Below are 16,968 nucleotides of genomic sequence, written 5' to 3'. Positions count from 1 at the left end.
CTGATACTATAATATCACATTTAAGTCACAAATGTGTCACAAGTTTTAAGACGAAATAAGAGGGCATTCCGGGTTTAACCGGATGCCCTCCTGCTGTGGAAAAATCATCTTTCGTTTATGGGTTTGAATTCCTTCAGCTCTCCGACATATTTCGTTGCAGGACGCATGATGCGGCCGTCGTAAAGCTTGTTCTCCATATTGTGGGATACCCAGCCCGCAACACGTGCTATTGCAAAAAGCGGTGTATAGAGTTCATCAGGTATTCCAAGCATGCTGTAAGCAAGACCTGAATAGAAGTCAACATTGGTAGGCAGCGGCTTCTTCTTTTTCTCTGAAAGCACTTCGTGAACGGTATCTTCAAATAACTTGTAGAAATTGAAAGTAGGCATCATTCCCTTTTCAGCGGCAAGATTGCGGCAAAGGTCACGAAGTATCTCTGCACGCGGATCTGATAATGTATATACCGCATGTCCAAAGCCGTAGATAAGTCCCGAATGGTCGTAAAGCTTGCCGTCGATGAGATCTGTGACAACCTTACGGATCTTTGCCTTATCATTTGTGAAGCCTGTGACAGAGATCACCTCTTCCATCATCCTGGATACGGAGATATTGGCACCGCCGTGCTTGGGACCCTTTAAGGAGCCGAGGCTTGCACAGATAGCCGAATAAAGATCGGTACCGGTTGAACCTACCACTACGTTTGTGAAGGTTGAGTTGTTTCCGCCGCCGTGGTCCGCATGGATAACCAGCAGGGCATCCAGAAGATTGGCTTCCTTATTTGTGAATTTTCCATCGGGACGAAGCATCTGCAGGATGTTTTCGGCTATGGAATAATTTACATTAGGGTTATGAATGATGAGAGAATTGCGGTACACCTTGTGAAGCTTTGACTGATAAGCGTAGCAGGCAAGAGTCGGAAGCTTCGCAATGAGGTTTAAGCCTTTTCTCAAAGTCTCGTAAACATCAGTATCATCAGGAGAATCGTCGTAGTTGTAGAGCTGAAGTGTAAGGGTCTGAAGACGATTCATCAGGTTAAGTGATGGAGAACTGAGTATTTCATTTATAAGGAAATTGTCCGGAAGAGAATATCTGTCGGATAAACAGCCTTTGAAATTACTGAGCTGCTTTTCATCCGGAAGGAAACCGAAAAGCAGGAGGAAGCAGGTTTCTTCAAAACCAAAGTTACCCTGACGGTTATTGATAAGGTCGTTTACACTATAGCCTCTGTATAAAAGGTCTCCGTCACAGGGAGAAACCTTGCCGTCTTTGTCTTTAACGTAGCCGACTACGTCCGAAACTCTGGTAAGTCCTACGAGAACGCCGGTGCCATCTTCATTCCTGAGACCTTTCTTAACATTGTAGGTTCCGTAAAGTTCACCCGGGATATCCGTGTAGTTTGAGGATTTTCCAAAGAAGCGTGCCAGGATGCTGTCATCAAAATATAAAGTCCTTATGGCTTCTGTTGTCTCTTTTGTAAATGCAGCGTTACTCATATTGTTCCCCTTCCCCTTGTAGGTATGCCAACCGTTAAAAATATGTTTTCCAAATGGCTGACACAACACTTGTAGTCATAGATTCAAGTTGCTAAATAAAAGACACAATTAATATGTCCTTTAATATAATGCAAATTATACGCCTTAAATAAAGGACATGTCAATTACGTCTTATATTCTTTTTGGTAATATTGACTATTCGTATTGTTGATAAGAGACGTATCTCAGATAAAGAATCTCGTATGAATATTATGAGAAGAAATAATATCGGACAGGCGGTAAAGCACCGACCTGTCCGATATTGGGGAAAAAGAGTTATACAATCATTAATAGATCACAGTTTTGTTTTTGCCTGTATTTTTTGCTTCATAGAGCGCCTGATCCGCATGGGAAGCAAGGCTGTCTCCGGTTTCCCGGTTCTGGTTTTCTGCAACACCCAGACTTATGGTGCAGTTTCCGGCCAGAGGAAATGTGATGTCAGAAAAGGCCTTTCGGATTGCTTCTGCAATTTCATATGCTTTTTCCTTACCCATTCCGGGAAGCAGTATCATGAATTCTTCACCACCCCATCGTCCTGCCGAAGCATCGGTTATTTCCGAGGTTTGTTTCTTCATAACCTCTGCCAGAGTTCGGATTACATAATCACCTTCATTATGTCCGAAGTTATCGTTAACCTTTTTGAAATTATCGATATCCATCATGACAAGTGAAACAGTTTCATAAGAATCTGACTCAGCAGCTTCAGTTATCCTCCTCTGGATCTCGCCGCGATTAAGCAGCTGTGTCAGTCCGTCAGTGATAGCCATGTTGCTGAGTTTCTGATTCATGTCTGAGAGTTGTTCGTTGGCGGTTTCAAGTTCACTTGTAGCCTGTTCTATAAAGTTTGCAAGACGCTCAACGGTTGAAAGTCTCTTACTGCCATGAATCTCCTCACAGGCGGTTTTTTTCCGGTGCTCTCTTCCCGGGATCATTTCCTTCAGGGTAGCGATGACCAGAGTAAGATTGTGCTGATTTACGTTGTCATCCGTTCTCAGGAATTCACTTATGGTATAGAAACCAGATGAAGGTGCTATAGTCTCAAAGGCTTTGGTTTCATTTCCGATCTCACTGTCTCCCCAGAAGGCTTTTCTTCCGGCACATGAAAAGATCATGATGACATCAGGGTCTTCTTTTTGTATTTCCCGGATATTCTGATATATGGATTCCATGATGGTTACAGGATCTCCGTAAGCAAGTCTGATCTTTGAAGTATTCTCCACATCAGAAGCCATGACAAGAGAACCGTCCTTCAGACATTGCTGAGGGTGGCGCAGGATGTCAATTCCGTTTCTCTTGATGATGTATGGGAATTCAAGGGTATTGTATAAAAAGGTATCGTCATTTTCGATTTTCAGGTATCGGTGGTAAATGTTGAATGCACTGACACCATCGATTTCCTGAAGGACATTACCCATTGCTTTCGTAATGTCCATATATTTGCCAAGGGGTTTCCAGCCGCTGATATATCTGCTGTTCACAACCAGATCATCTCCGCCTATGAAAACAAATACTATACTGTGATCAGCAGCGTTTCCTCCATTTGAAAGCACATAGGAGGAGAAAGAATCCAGAGCAGCATTGAAAGCTCCGCCGCCCATGATGCTGACGTCAGATCTTACTTCATCAAGTCCGGTGCACAGCTTTGTCATGGAAGTTTTCCATACCGTAGTATAAAAAAGTATGGCTTTAACCCAGCTGTTCTCATTGGCAAAGCTGGCAACCTTTGGCATAACACCGTCAACACTTTCCATATCCAGACGATACTGTTTTACATCCACTTTTGCTGTAGGTGATTCAAACAAGGTGCAAACCAGAGCATAAGTATCTGTGCTCAGATCCCCCTCAATGATGCTCCCTGCCGTTGAACAACCGACATAGGCGGCACCGGGGAATTCATTTTCCAGCTTCTTACAAACATACTCGATGGCATCTCTTTCCAGAGATCTGCTGAAAAGCTGAAAAAGTAAATGATCTTCCTGCCCCGGACCGGTTTGTTCTCTTAATTTATGTAAGGCTTCCACGGAGTCTTCCGGTTTTTGAAAAGTAACTTGAAACTGTTTCATCCATAGTCTCCTTTTGGTTATTCCTGTATCAATAAAACAGCTTTTATATCACATGAAAAAGCTGCAGAACGTTTTGTGAATACAAAATCTATATGTTATCTGTCGGCAGTTTTCTGATTTTTATCAGTTTAAAAAGGCGGTGATTTTGGAAACACCGTTTTTCGGGCTTATTATTTTGAGGTTTTTTTACGATGATATATGTAGAAAAGCGGTTTAATGCTTTTATGAGGACATGTATGAAGAATAAAAATGCTTATCTGATAGCCAATTTAATTATAATTTTCATGGCCCTTGCGGTTTTTTTTGGTATCCAGACCAATGAATATGCCTATTTTAAGGAACTGGCTTTTAAACAGGCACAGAATGACGCGGAAATGGCTGCCGTAGACATCAATGCCCAGATCACGAATTTTTCATTATCACAGCGTGTCGCAGGCGAGATGATGGCCAATGATCTTTTCCTTAAGGAATGGTGTATGGAAGAAACAAATGATGTTGATTCGGCACATCACCAGGTGCTGTACCGTTATCTTAAGAATTACAAGGAAAAGTATGACTACGATGTGGTTTTTTTTGTCTCCGACAAAACCTGGAATTATTACTATGACGGAGGCCTCAACAGGACTGTCTCTCCGGCGTCTGATTATGATGTATGGTATTTTAATTTTCTTAATCTCAATAATGACTATGATATACAGGTTGACCGAGATGAGGTAAATGATTATAACGTAACTATCTTTGTGAACTGTCTCGTTAAGGACTCGGAAGGGAAAACTCTTGGAGTTGTGGGATCGGGCAGAGAGATAAAAGGGTTTCAGGATTTTATAGATGATCTGACGGGGCGACTGGGTGTAGATATATGTGTTGTCAATTCGGGTAATGCCCTTTCCTCTTTTTTTGACAGTAACGGGGCTTTTATGAATGTGGCCGATGCCGTGGAAAAGATGGGTGTTACCAAGGATTATATAGTAGGTGAAGTTCCTGAAGAAGGAAAACGCTTCACAAAAGGAAGTAACTGCTATTGCGTCAAAAAGAATGATGAAATGAAATGGAACATAGTAGTTAAAAAGGATACTACAGAGACCATTCGGGGATTTTTAAAAAAATCTGTTCAGCGCATAGCTTTTATGATTATCATACTGATCATATATGTAATCATAAGTTTTACCTTCCTCATAAAGCTTCAGAGGATGACAGCGATCAGTCTCAATACGGATGATGTAACCGGACTTCAAAATAATAAAATCTTCAAGGAGGACTTTGAAAGATATTCCAAATCCTGGTTTAAAAAGTCCAAAGCCTCATTTTTTGTTCTGGATATAGACAATTTCAAGTCTTTTAATGACACTTACGGTCATCTGTACGGAAATACAGTGCTTCGTATGGTGGCTGATGAGTTGAAAAACGGTATCGGAACCGAGGGACGTGTGGCAAGATGGGGCGGAGATGAATTTGCCGGTGTGATCTTCCGGGATTCCGGCGAGGCACTGAAGATAATGAATGGCATACAGGAATCCATAATGGCCAGGGAAACTAAGCAGACAGTATCCTTCAGCTGCGGCATCGCTGACATTCAGCCTCATGATACCATAAAAAACTGTTTTGATAATGCTGATACAGCAGTATATAAAGCCAAGGAAAACGGAAAAGCACAGTGTGCTGTGTATAAAAAAGAATAATTACGATAAGAAAGAGCCGGTGGGCATCCATTAAAATGGTATGCCCGCCGGCTTTAGTATTTTTAAATATCGGAAACAAATTTTATGTTTTACTTCAGGAATCCGTTTATGATCTGCTCTTCTGCCTCAGCTTCAGTGAGACCGAGAGTCATCAGCTTGATGATCTGGTCGCCCGCGATCTTTCCGATGGCGGCTTCATGCACAAGTGCTGCGTCGAGATCATTGGCCTCAAGAGCGGGAACCGCAAGGATCTTACCTTTGTCCATGATGATGGAATCACACTCTGTGTGACCTGAGCAGGCAGCATTACCCACAAGCTTCGCATCAAATTTCTGGTATGAATCATCTCTTGCTACGGATCTGGAAACAACATCGGCGCTGGCTCCCTCTCCGTTAAGGTTTACAACATAAGTACTGTAGGCCTTTTGGTCTCCGTGAGTCATGAGACGCTCTCTCACCACAAGCTTTGCGCCGGCAGCAAGTTCAGCGGTTGTGGAACGGTTTGTATCATCCACACCCTTGATCTGAACCATCTCCATCTCAACTGAACTGCCCTCTTCCTGGTAAACCTCTGTGCCCGGGTTAAGGATCCTCTTACCGCTTCCTGTACCGGAACCATAATGCTTCTCCACATAGCGGATGTGAGCATTCTTACCCACATAAAAACGATGGATACCATCATGCTCTGAATCCTGGGAACCGCAGTTATCGATTCCGCATCCTGCAACGATGGTTACATCGGCATCTTCACCGATATAGAAGTCGTTGTACACTATCTCTTTAAGTCCTGTCTGGGTCATAACAACAGGGATATGAACGCTCTCGTTCTTTGTGCCGGGCTTAATGCGGATGGTCAGACCCTGTCCGTCTTCTCTTGGAGTGATCTCAATGTTTTCTGTGGAAACACGTCCTGCGGAAGTTCCGTTTGAACGGATGTTGTAGGCACCTTCCGGAACCTTGTGAAGATCTGCAACCTCCTTAAGGAGTCTCTTCTGAATTTCGTCAAGCTTAAGCATCCTTCTCACCTCCCATTACCTTTTCGATAGTTTTGCAGGCAGGAACGGCTGAGGTTGTGCCCATAAGCTCAGGAAGCACCTCATCCTTAGCACCGCGCTTAACAACATTACCGTCTCTTATAACTATGATCTCATCTGCTATGTTAAGGATTCTCTCCTGATGAGAAATGATGAGGATGGAGCTTTCCTGGATGTTCTTTCTCATGCGCTGGAATACCTCTATGAGATTCTGAAAGCTCCAGAGGTCGATGCCTGCCTCAGGCTCATCGAAAACAGAGAGCTTTGATGCTTTGGCAAGAACCGTTGCGATTTCGATACGCTTTAATTCTCCGCCGGAGAGGCTGCTGTTAACCTCGCGGTTAATGTAATCTCTTGCACAAAGGCCAACCTCTGAAAGGTAATTGCAGGCGTTTGCGATGGAGATATTCTTTCCGGTAGCAAGCTTTATAAGATCAAAAACCTGTATGCCTTTGAATTTTACGGGCTGCTGGAAAGCAAAGCCAATTCCCTTTTTCGCTCTGTCTGTGATGGACATGTCAGTTATGTCCTCTCCGTTAAAAAGGATCTTTCCGGATGTGGGTTTTTCGATACCTGCTATAAGTCTCGCAAGTGTGGACTTTCCTCCTCCGTTTGGTCCTGTTATGACAACCAGCTTATCATCAGGGATCGATAAAGTGATGTCTCTGATGATTTCCTTGTCCTGCCCTTCCGTATCTACCTGGAAGGAGACATTTTGTAATTCAAGCATACTATAACCTCCGATATCCTAGTGTTTCACTATAGTATCACACTGGAATGTGGTTTTCTAGAGAAATAATGTATTTATCTAAGAAATACAAAAAGATCCTCGGGATTTTAGCGAATCCCGAGGATCAGCCTGTTTTGATAATTATGCTATTTTCGATCCTGAAGCTTTCTTCATTTCATCAGACTCTTCCGAGATACCGTGCTTCTCAGCATAACCTGTAAGGATAAGTGAAAGGGCACCGTCTCCGGTTACGTTACATGCTGTACCGAAGGAATCCTGAAGTGCGAAGATTGTGAGCATAAGTGCGGTTCCGGTCTCATCGAAGCCAAGTACGCTGATGATAAGACCAAGGGACGCCATAACAGTTCCGCCCGGAACACCGGGAGCTCCGATGGCAAATACACCAAGAAGAAGACAGAAAAGTATCATCTTGGATACAGGCGGGAAGGTTCCGTAAAGCATCTTTGATACTGCCATAACGAAGAAGGTCTCAGTCATAACAGATCCGCAAAGATGAATGTTTGCAAAAAGCGGGATGCCAAAGCTTACCATGTCGCTTCTCAATGTAGGCTCTGATTTCTTTGCACACTGAAGAGCAACTGAAAGTGTTGCGGCCGATGACATTGTACCAACGGCGGTCATGTATGCAGGACCGTAATTCTTCAGGATGTTCATAGGATTTCTTCCTGAATATGCACCTGCAATACCGTAAAGAAGTGCAAGCCAGATATAATGTCCTATCATTACGATGATGATAATTGCAAGGAATATCGGAAGCTGCTTTGTGATTGTTCCCTCATAAGCGAGTGTGCAGAAGGTTGTTCCGATAAGGATCGGAAGCACCGGGATAACGAACTTTGTTACGATGCTGAGAACGATACCCTGGAACTCCTCCAGAATGTTTGTGATGTACTTACTTGAATTCCATGCTGCTGCAAGTCCTACCAGTACTGAGAAGAATAATGCTGACATAACCGGCATGATCTGCGGGATATCAAGCGCAAATACAGGTGAAGGGATCTCCTTAAGTCCGTCAACCTCAGGATTGATAGCCATATGAGGAAGGATCGCATAGCCTGATGCTGTTGCGAAGAATGCTGCACCGATGGATGAAACATAAGCGATGCAAAGTGCAACCATGAGCATTCTTGATGCGTTGTTTCCAAGTCTTGTGATAGAGGGTGCGATAAATCCGATTATGATAAGCGGTACGCAGAAACTGATGAACTGTCCCACGATGTACTTAACGCATACAAGCACGTTTAGTACTGCGGTTGATAATGCTGAGCCGTCCGAAGCGTTCAGCGCAAGTCCGACTATGATACCCAAAGCCAGGGCACACAGAAGCTTAAACGGTAAACTGTGAATAAAGCCTTTCTTTTCCATCCCCATGTCCTCCTTTTTTTAGGGAACACCGGCCGTAGATTTTTTAATTACCGGTGTTTAATGCCGGCCCCTAATAACCGGCATTTTTATAGATTTCTAATATATAATACACAATTAAACCTGACATATCCAGCACGAAATATACAATTTGCACAAACAATGTCACGGCTTTAATTACAGACAGGCACCAACATCAACCCTGTCGGTCATGACATTGAGAATCTCCTTATCTGTAGGCATCATACCTATCTTTCCGATGTAGCCCATGTTCTTTATGGTCTGTTCCACATCAGCTTCAACGATACCTTCGCCGGGCTGGAATGACTTATCATTCATGCTCATGTAGTGGGCAAGTATAGCTGCATGAACCGAGGCAGCAATTTTGGCAGCACAGCTTGGCTTTGCACCGTCACATACGATTCCGCCTACATTGGCAATGGTGTTGGTAATGGTTTTTGCAATGTGGGCATAATCTCCGCCGCTCATGTAGGTAATGGCTGCTCCGGCTCCGCAGGAAGCACTTACCGCTCCGCAGAATGCAGAAAGGGCGCCGATATAATGCTTTATATAGATAGACACAAGATTTGAGACAATGAGTGCACGCATACGCTTTTCATCTGAGATCAGGAACTCCTTTGCGTATACCACAACCGGCATGGTTACTGTGATTCCCTGATTACCGGAGCCGGAGTTTATAACTACCGGCATGGGGCATCCCGACATTCTGGCGTCGGATCCTGCTGCGGCGCAAGCACAGGCACGGGACTTGACATTATTCCCGAAGCTCTCAAGGATGGTCTTTCCGACGCTGGCACCCCAGGGGTTATCCAGACCTTCCTGTGCAATAGCGGAATTCATCTTTATCTGACGGTTCAGTATATCCTCAACCTCTGAAAGGTCCACCTGATTTGCATAATCAAGAAGTCCCTTGAAGCTCATGAGGCTTCTGTCTCCGGAATGAATAGATTCCGAATACTCATTCTTTGTGCCATGCTCTACCAGCACCTTACCATCCTTTTTGATAAGTTTAATGTCTGTGTGATGCTCTGCTATCACAACCTCGGCTTCATGATCTTTGCTCCTGATGACAGCCTGAATATACAGATTGGGAACATTCTCGACATAGTTACAATCACAGAAATTCTCAGAAACCAGCTCTCTGGTCTTCTCACGGTCCTCATCTGTAACCGCTGCTATAACCTCCAGCTTTTTATCCGGATTACCGCCTACAACTCCAAGTGTAGCTGCAACCTCGATGCCTCTCTGACCACTGGAATTGGGAACCTTAACGCCCTTTACATTCTTGATCATATTGCCGGAACAATTGATGGTGATATGGACCGGTTCATCCTCCAGAACCTTTCTTGCCATAGCAGCTGCATAGGCAATGGCGATAGGCTCTGTACATCCCATGGCAGGGATCAGTTCATTTCGGAGAATATCGGTATAATTGTCCATCAGTTCCTTACTGAGTGATACCTCTTCCATAATTACCTCCTGATGTTATACTTTCTGACAACTCAGTGTTCGTTATAGATTATATAACCAAAAATTATGATATCAAAGCGATATAGAGGTGGTTTTTCCTGTTATTTCAAAAAGACCATCGGGGACGGTTCTATCCGGCGAGAACCGTCCCCGATGGTCTTCTTTAATTTACTCTATAGATTTAATTTCTTTCTGCAGATCCTGCTTGAGAGTATAGGTGTCAAAAGCCGGGTCTTTAGGAAGATTTATATAGATATTGGTGATCTTGTCTACTTTCGCAAGGCCCTCTTTTATGCTGACATCAAAGACATGTCCGCCTTTGGTTCTGTCTTCGGAAAGGAAATGAAGATGCCATCCGGGCATATTGATTCCGTCCATATAATCCGGGAAATATACGCCCACTAGTGAACCGCGGATATTCTCAAAAATGAATGCTTCCTGGTTCATGCTGAGAACTTCTTTCAGGGTGACATGATGTGATCTGTAAGGAGCTTCGGATCTTGCATCCACCTTTTCAAACTCCCCATCTATCTTCACGATATGCATACTGTTAAGACCGAACCTCTCTTCTATCTTCAGATTCAATTCTGTTTTTATGGAGTTGAAATCCGGCATACTCTTAAGGGGAAATTGCTGCTCACCATAAGATTTAGCCACAGCGGCAAATGGTACACCTGTCCCGGGAGGAACTATAGTTATATTTCCGTATTGATCCGCCCTGTAACAATGTCCGTCCATGAGGATCATTTCCCCATTCACATCTTCAAAGGTTCCGAGTCCTGTATCGCCTTCCTTCAGAAGATCTTCAACTGTTATTACAGCACGACTGTATCCCAGAGCAAGTGCCTGCAATGTTGAGACCTGATACATTTTATTGTTATCCATCTGCTTCTATCTCCTGATTTTAAAATAAAAATCTGCCGTGTCCTGAAAGCAGCAGTTTCAGCTTACTTTACTTGTCATCGTCAAAAAATAAACTTTTTATCACGCTCATAGCACCTTCTGCATTTTTACTATCTGTGCCGAAACTTTCTCTGAAAATACTATCCATTGACTCATAGAAGTTCTCCAGAGCATGAGCCCTGAATGCCTTCATATTTTCATCTTTATTTTTGCCATCATGATATTCTGTAAACTCCTTATAGGCATCATAAAGATACTTATGCCAATCAGGCCCAAGCAGATTGACGCCGTATTCTTTTTCGAAGTCCAAAAGATCTTCACAAACATCAAGAGGGATGTCCAGATAATAATGCTTTGCCAGACTAATGGTTTCTTCATTATATTTTTTAAGCTCAGCGATTTTATCGTCATTAAGTGAATCTATATCCGAAAAGTATTCCTCATAGAGATGCATGTATCTGGTATAAATGCCGCGGAGAATCGTTGCAAGGTCCTCCTTGCCTGCGGTTTCTTCATGAAGAATCTGATTTATTCTTCCGGTGGTTAATTCAACCATAGTGAGCCTCCTTAAAAATGCTCATATTCCAATATGTATCAGAGTTCATAGGATCAGGTTTGATAAACTTTAGTTCATTTTCTTTCCGCCAAAATATACATCCTTTGGCTTGTTGAAGCTAAATCCCTCGTGCTCTGCCGTAAGAAGGTCATTGTCGAACACCAGGAAGTCGGCATCCTTACCGACTGTGATGGATCCCTTAGAAGCTTCTATACCAAGCTGCTTTGCACCGTTGATCGTAAATCCCAGCAGCATTTCTTCAATGTTCATTCTCTCATTTTCCGGAGGGAATATCGTAGAGCATCTTGTGAATTCATAATTTCTGGTCTTTTCGGTAATCTTTCGTGTCATGCCGACTTCCATACCAAGATATGGATTCCATGTCGTAAAGTCCATGAAAGTGATATTGTCGCTTGACCATGCTACCAGAGCGCCGGTGTCCCATATTGTTTTGCAGCGGAACTGCTTTCTGGAGCGTTCCTCACCGAGCCAGGTAGCACTGAAAGAAGTGTCCCCGGCGTGCCAGTGCGGTGTAAAATTCGCGATTACGCCAAGCTTCGCGAAACGATCAAGATCTGCGTCATCCTGAATCTCCAGGTGAGCGCAGGTTACTCTCACCTTTAAGCTGTCTCCCATTTCTTTTCTGGCCATCTCCACACCATCCAGTACCGTACGTGAAGCACGCTCTCCCACCGTGTGAAGATGAAGATCCAGACCCGCCTCATTGAGATTCTTCAAAAGTTCGCACATTCCCTCTGCGGAAAAAGCAGTAGTTCCAAGTGTATGGACATCCACATAAGGCGTAACCATAGCTGCGGTATGGATCTTCTGGGTACCATCCATGAAGATCTTCATGGTATGAACCTTTAAATGCTCTGTATTGTACTCATCCCGGAAGCGCTTCACCTGTTCCAGACCCTCCTCAGCATCCTTCTCTGCATTGATAACAAGGCTTCCGTCAATATAAACGGGGAGTTTTCCCTGTTCATCAAGAGCACGAAGACGTTTATAGACCTTCTCATGGAATTTCATATCCCCCGGAAGGCCGGCATCAAATACTGCACACACGCCATATTCGACTGAAAAATCGATCCAGCGTTGGAGTGCTGCATCAACCTGCTCATCGGTAAGTTCCATGGAACTGTCGAGAATGATAGGTACTTCCGCTGCGCCTTCAATACAATTTCCGGTTACATGTCCGTCCTTACGCACATAAATAGCAAGTCCAGGTATGGGATCCGGCGTATCATCTGTAATGCCATGCCGCTCAAGGATCTTTGAATTCACCCAGATACTGTGTCCCTCTCCTTCCTGGATCTGAAGCTCGGCATCAGGACAGATCGCATCGAGATCCTCCTTTACTATATCCTCACCTTTCAGAAATTTTTTCTCCATAAGGAATCTGTAGCGCTTCTGTCCGGGATTCTCTTTGATACGTTTGGTCATAATGTCCAATGCTTCCTGTTTGCCATCTGGCTCAATGCGTTCTCCCATATCGGCATACTCGAATCCGACCGGTATTGTAATATGCATGTGGCTGTCAATGATTCCCGGCATGATGAACTTTCCACCGAGATCTGTAACATCTCCATCATAATCCGTAAGTCCTGATTCATCGCCCACATAGACAAATTTGCCGTCCTTTACCACAAGAGCTGTTGCCTGTGGCTTGTCCTTGTCTGATGTGAAGATTTTCGCGTTCTTGATGATCTTGTCTGCTTTCATATCAATTTCCTTTCGCTATTGAATTTTTGTATGATAAAACCAAGTTACTTTCTATTCGATAAGATACGCATCTCCTCGTTTGGTCATGCTGTCAAAATGTCAAAAAACTTTAGTACTCGTACGGTTCGAAAATAGCCAGATCCTTAAATTCCCTTTTCTTGTCACTCATTGTTTTGGTCTCCTTTTCAATGATATACCAATTACTGCTATTTGCTGTCGGTAATCAGTCTTCCACAAATTCCAATAGATAATCCTTAAACTCTCCATCCAGAGACTCGCATCCTTTAATACTGAATTTGCTTATGATGTCGTCAATTCCCTCAACCCTGCAGGGTATATGGGCGATCCCATCCTCCATTACATCTTTCTGCAGCCTGTGTTCCAGATAGGATTTTTTTCTCTCATAAAAGCTGCAACACGCTTGGCCACGTTGTCCTTGATGTTGTTATAGAAGAACAGATAGTCTTCGTTATGACGTCCATCCGGTCCAAAGAACTCGGCGGCGGCATTGGCAGTTTCCTCGTCCATTGGTTCGCCTTTGGCGTTTGTTATGACCACGCCGCGGGCAAGGTTGATCTGCGCATCCGCACCGACATCTTTGATCTCCGGCTCGCCGGTTTCTTCATTCGCCATGAGTGAACCAAGATTCATGCTGGCCGGGGCGTAGGTTTCATCAAGCTTCCAATTGAGGGGGTTAATGCTTCTCGTGTTAGGCAGTACCACCAGGTTATGAGCATTAGTCTCAAGGTTCTTTGGGCCCTCGGTATTCCATGCGATTATGACACCCGTGTCTGTTTCGCCGGTGGCAAACTTAAGGTGCGGGTTGGCCGCCAGATATTCGTCTGTAACGGAATAGCCGATGGGGTAGGCTGCGACCATGCGTGAATAGTATTCCGGATGATCCTTAAAGTATGTACGAAGCAATACCAGAACCATGGCAGATCCCTGGCTGTGACCCGCAATGATGAACGGACGACCACCGTTGTAGTTTTCAAAATAATAGTCCAGGGCCGCAGTTATATCGTTAATGGGCATGCCTTCAAAAGCTGCATCCGCAGTTCCGGTTTTCCTAGCCATCTCTCCGGCATACTTTAAGCCGGACTGGCGGTAGTACGGCATGAACAGGTTGGTGGAATCCACGTAAGCACTCGCATGTAAATTGTACTCTGCTTCCGCACCCTGCAGCATCTCGGTATTATCGAGGCTGGCAAAATCGGGTGCACCTTCCGCAAAGCTTCCCATGATGTATTCAGTTGCATAGATGTAGAAGGTATCAACATCCTTGGAGATTTCCGGAAGCTTGCACCAGCATTCTTTCTTGGAATAGTCGGGTGCCACACCTACAGTTTCTGATGACAGGTTGTTGCTCATTTCTTCTCCTCGTATTATATAGTCATACCCATTCTTTACCTTATATGTAGGTTTGGGTATGCTGTTAAAGATGCTGTGGATTGGTTTTATTCTCCTACCACTTGATGGTTAAAGAAAGGCTCCTACCACAGCCTCTTTGTTTAATTGTTAATCAGTTAGATACCGCATGACGGTTTATGTAGAACGAGGTTACAGCACGCAAAGAGTCCGGTGGATCTTTTAACAGCAGCATCAAATACTTTTGAAGGAGGATCATATCTATGATCTATGTTGGTATCGATGTTGCCAAGGACAAGCATGATTGTTGCATCCTTGATGATGAAGGAAGAAAATTATATCCTATCTTTACCATCACGAATGATAAGGTCGGTTTCGATGAGTTATTCTCCAGAATTGAAGATGTGACCACTGACAAGACAGAAATAAAAGTAGGTCTTGAGGCTACCGATCACTATTCTAACAATCTTCTGGCGTCGTTCGTTGATAAAGGTTTCCCGACCATTGTAATCAACCCGTTACATACAAATCTTTTCAGAAAAAGTCTAAGCCTTAGAAAGACGAAAACGGATAAGATCGACTCTAATACAATCGCTATGATGTTAATGACAGATATGGCACCCAGCCCTACTCGGACATATCATACCATAACGAAGAGTTGAAATCATTAACACGTTACCGTTTTGATAAGGTTCATGAGCGTTCCAAACTCAAGACTTCTTTAGCAAGGCTTGTAAAACAGGCTTGCTGAAGATTATCTTGCTTATGAGCTCTTCCACCGCTAAAGCACTCTAAACACCAAATCAGACAGAGCTGATCTTTATACAGAGAAAACCTTCTTTCCCTCAAAATAGGTAGCCGCAGGCCTGGCAGTGTGTATATCATTTTCCGGACAGGAAAGCACATCCTTGTCAACGAGGAGGAAATCCGCATATTTCCCTTCGCTTATGCTGCCCCTTTCTTTATCAATAAACATCTGCCTGGCACAGTTTATGGTAAGGGCCGTGAGAGCCTGCTCGCGAGTCAGGCGCTCTTCAGGCCACCAGGGATCTCCTTTCACAGTCGGATGTACGGCTGTGACCGCAATTTCCATAATGCCGAAGGGATCGTCAGGGCAGCCGCTCAATGCCGGATAATCCGAATGTGAAGACATATTGATGCCGTGATCAAAATAGGATTTTATAGGATAAGATTTGTCCTCCATGCCCGCAGGAACAATGGTCTTCAGCATCTCAGACGCCTCGCTCGGCATATTATGCCAAAGTATCCCCGCAGTTGCATAGATGTTATGTTCTGCCATACGCTTCCAGTCTGTGTCGTTTACGTTACGCACATGCACAAGCGTATTGCGCATTTCATCCTTACCGCCGCTAACAAATGCACTGACAGCGCGGTTAACGGCCTTGTTACCCATCGTATGTATATGCATGGACATGCCTTTTTCGTTCGTCTTGCGGGTAATATCTGTAGTTTCCTCTTCCGTCCAGTTGACGAGCCCCTGGTGTCCATCGGGATACAGGGGATCCACAAATCCGGTACCGCCTTCCACAGTACCGTCCATGAAGAGCTTGACCCAGTTAGGCACTACGTGTGCGGAAGCATACTTTCTGGCCTCATCAGCCTCGGCCAGAGCCTGGTCTATGTTCATCCAGCTTTCAATTTCATAGCTTAAGCCCAAAATAAAGTGCATATCTCCGGCCTCGTCCACCTGACGGGCACCCTGATAGAAATGATCATTATAGAAATAGTTGCCCCAGCCGTCGATATACATCGTATAACCTTCCGAAAGCAGCTGTTCCTGAATTTTAGCCATAACAGCCTTCGCTGTTTCAACGGTATAGAGCCTGTCATTATCCAGGAAGGAACGCACAAAAGTTCCGGCCTGCTCCTTCAGGAATCCGGTAGGAGTGCCGTCAGTGTCCATCACGATCTCGCCTCCCCTCACTTCCTTCCTGAGTACGGTGCCGTCCTCCTTCATGATACCGGCTTTGACTAGACAAAGCGTGTTCACCAGACCCTTGTGTCCTTCCTCATCTGCAAAGTATATGGGAATGTCATCGCATATGGCATCCAGCTGTTTACGGGTGGGCATATTATCCTTGAAAAGCATATAATTCCAGCCGAAACCGAATATTGTCGTTGCCCCGGTGTCCCTCGCCTTCTTCACCGCAGCGGGAAGGATCTCTGTGAGAAACTTATCCGCATCATCATTTGCTCCAAGGATTGTACCTACTGACTGCAAAGCATAGCCCATCGAATAATGAGCATGTCCATTGCCGCAGGAAGGCATCACAAGACCTTTTCCGGTATAATCCACAACCTCCGTCCTGCCTTCTTCAACAAAGGCCTCGGCTCCTTTCCTGTCTCCCGTATAAATATATTTTCCATCCTTTACGGCAAACGCCTCTACGATCCGGTTTTCTTCAGAAGTGAAGATCTTCCCGTAAACCACCAGATCCGCTTTGTTTTTTTCAATATCGCTGCCTGCCATTTTCATTATCAGT

13 protein-coding genes and 1 pseudogene are annotated in these 16,968 nt (G+C 44.3%); 2 read left to right on the top strand and 12 right to left on the bottom strand.

Features of this window, described 5'->3' with window-relative positions:
• Positions 1 to 104 precede the first annotated feature (104 nt).
• The gene (locus BLV86_RS04150; RefSeq protein WP_044916502.1) at positions 105 to 1,493 is read right to left on the bottom strand and encodes a citrate synthase; all 1,389 of its coding nucleotides are present in this window, start codon (positions 1,491 to 1,493) and stop codon (positions 105 to 107) included.
• A 326-nt stretch (positions 1,494 to 1,819) separates the two neighbouring features.
• The gene (locus BLV86_RS04145) at positions 1,820 to 3,595 is read right to left on the bottom strand and encodes a sensor domain-containing diguanylate cyclase (RefSeq protein WP_090815232.1); all 1,776 of its coding nucleotides are present in this window, start codon (positions 3,593 to 3,595) and stop codon (positions 1,820 to 1,822) included.
• Between the two features lie 236 nt (positions 3,596 to 3,831).
• Between BLV86_RS04145 and BLV86_RS04140 the strand changes: the two genes are divergently transcribed.
• Complete coding sequence (locus tag BLV86_RS04140; RefSeq protein ID WP_175456436.1) at positions 3,832 to 5,274, top strand: sensor domain-containing diguanylate cyclase; 1,443 nt, start codon at positions 3,832 to 3,834, stop codon at positions 5,272 to 5,274.
• 89 nt (positions 5,275 to 5,363) lie between these two features.
• Here the strand turns inward: BLV86_RS04140 and BLV86_RS04135 are convergent, their stop codons facing one another.
• From BLV86_RS04135 to BLV86_RS04100, 9 genes are all read right to left on the bottom strand, one after another.
• Complete coding sequence (locus BLV86_RS04135; RefSeq protein ID WP_031550845.1) at positions 5,364 to 6,290, bottom strand: SufB/SufD family protein; 927 nt, start codon at positions 6,288 to 6,290, stop codon at positions 5,364 to 5,366.
• Entirely contained in the window at positions 6,283 to 7,038 is a 756-nt protein-coding gene (locus BLV86_RS04130) for an ABC transporter ATP-binding protein (RefSeq protein ID WP_044916507.1), read from the bottom strand. Before BLV86_RS04130 ends, BLV86_RS04135 begins: the two co-directional genes overlap by 8 nt.
• Positions 7,039 to 7,179: 141 nt before the next feature.
• On the bottom strand, positions 7,180 to 8,424 hold the full coding sequence (locus BLV86_RS04125) for a dicarboxylate/amino acid:cation symporter (RefSeq protein ID WP_090815230.1): 1,245 nt from the start codon (positions 8,422 to 8,424) through the stop codon (positions 7,180 to 7,182).
• Between the two features lie 174 nt (positions 8,425 to 8,598).
• Positions 8,599 to 9,912 carry an L-cysteine desulfidase family protein gene (locus tag BLV86_RS04120; protein ID WP_044916510.1) on the bottom strand — a complete coding sequence of 438 codons (1,314 nt, stop codon included), beginning with the start codon at positions 9,910 to 9,912 and terminating at the stop codon, positions 8,599 to 8,601.
• A gap of 168 nt (positions 9,913 to 10,080) precedes the next feature.
• Positions 10,081 to 10,797, bottom strand: coding sequence for an acetolactate decarboxylase (locus BLV86_RS04115; RefSeq protein WP_031550858.1), 717 nt, complete (start codon positions 10,795 to 10,797; stop codon positions 10,081 to 10,083).
• 67 nt (positions 10,798 to 10,864) lie between these two features.
• Complete coding sequence (locus BLV86_RS04110) at positions 10,865 to 11,371, bottom strand: hypothetical protein (RefSeq protein WP_031550861.1); 507 nt, start codon at positions 11,369 to 11,371, stop codon at positions 10,865 to 10,867.
• A gap of 69 nt (positions 11,372 to 11,440) precedes the next feature.
• The gene (locus tag BLV86_RS04105) at positions 11,441 to 13,096 is read right to left on the bottom strand and encodes an amidohydrolase (protein ID WP_031550864.1); all 1,656 of its coding nucleotides are present in this window, start codon (positions 13,094 to 13,096) and stop codon (positions 11,441 to 11,443) included.
• A 223-nt stretch (positions 13,097 to 13,319) separates the two neighbouring features.
• Entirely contained in the window at positions 13,320 to 13,454 is a 135-nt protein-coding gene (locus tag BLV86_RS18440) for a hypothetical protein (protein WP_278308771.1), read from the bottom strand.
• Entirely contained in the window at positions 13,454 to 14,467 is a 1,014-nt protein-coding gene (locus tag BLV86_RS04100) for a DUF3089 domain-containing protein (RefSeq protein WP_090815229.1), read from the bottom strand. Before BLV86_RS04100 ends, BLV86_RS18440 begins: the two co-directional genes overlap by 1 nt.
• A gap of 260 nt (positions 14,468 to 14,727) precedes the next feature.
• On the opposite strand from BLV86_RS04100, the pseudogene BLV86_RS04095 reads away from it, so the two are divergent.
• Positions 14,728 to 15,200, top strand: a pseudogene (locus BLV86_RS04095) (IS110 family transposase); the annotation flags it as partial.
• Positions 15,201 to 15,284: 84 nt separating this feature from the next.
• Here BLV86_RS04095 and BLV86_RS04090 read toward each other — a convergent pair.
• Entirely contained in the window at positions 15,285 to 16,961 is a 1,677-nt protein-coding gene (locus BLV86_RS04090; protein ID WP_090815228.1) for an amidohydrolase, read from the bottom strand.
• Positions 16,962 to 16,968: the final 7 nt, after the last annotated feature.

It is taken from the genome of Oribacterium sp. KHPX15 (assembly GCF_900107835.1).
Lineage (GTDB): Bacteria > Bacillota > Clostridia > Lachnospirales > Lachnospiraceae > Oribacterium.
The sequence above is the reverse complement of the archived record's forward strand: the minus strand, read 5'-3'. Positions and strand labels throughout refer to the sequence as shown.

Coding starts and splice junctions, on each gene's coding strand:
- BLV86_RS04115 (WP_031550858.1), bottom strand. CDS start 10,797: ATGGATAACAATAAAATGTATCAGGTCTCAACATTGCAGGCACTTGCT.
- BLV86_RS04120 (WP_044916510.1), bottom strand. CDS start 9,912: ATGGAAGAGGTATCACTCAGTAAGGAACTGATGGACAATTATACCGAT.
- BLV86_RS18440 (WP_278308771.1), bottom strand. CDS start 13,454: ATGGAGGATGGGATCGCCCATATACCCTGCAGGGTTGAGGGAATTGAC.
- BLV86_RS04125 (WP_090815230.1), bottom strand. CDS start 8,424: ATGGAAAAGAAAGGCTTTATTCACAGTTTACCGTTTAAGCTTCTGTGT.
- BLV86_RS04105 (WP_031550864.1), bottom strand. CDS start 13,096: ATGAAAGCAGACAAGATCATCAAGAACGCGAAAATCTTCACATCAGAC.
- BLV86_RS04100 (WP_090815229.1), bottom strand. CDS start 14,467: ATGAGCAACAACCTGTCATCAGAAACTGTAGGTGTGGCACCCGACTAT.
- BLV86_RS04090 (WP_090815228.1), bottom strand. CDS start 16,961: ATGAAAATGGCAGGCAGCGATATTGAAAAAAACAAAGCGGATCTGGTG.
- BLV86_RS04140 (WP_175456436.1), top strand. CDS start 3,832: ATGAAGAATAAAAATGCTTATCTGATAGCCAATTTAATTATAATTTTC.
- BLV86_RS04145 (WP_090815232.1), bottom strand. CDS start 3,595: ATGAAACAGTTTCAAGTTACTTTTCAAAAACCGGAAGACTCCGTGGAA.
- BLV86_RS04110 (WP_031550861.1), bottom strand. CDS start 11,371: ATGGTTGAATTAACCACCGGAAGAATAAATCAGATTCTTCATGAAGAA.
- BLV86_RS04150 (WP_044916502.1), bottom strand. CDS start 1,493: ATGAGTAACGCTGCATTTACAAAAGAGACAACAGAAGCCATAAGGACT.
- BLV86_RS04135 (WP_031550845.1), bottom strand. CDS start 6,290: ATGCTTAAGCTTGACGAAATTCAGAAGAGACTCCTTAAGGAGGTTGCA.
- BLV86_RS04130 (WP_044916507.1), bottom strand. CDS start 7,038: ATGCTTGAATTACAAAATGTCTCCTTCCAGGTAGATACGGAAGGGCAG.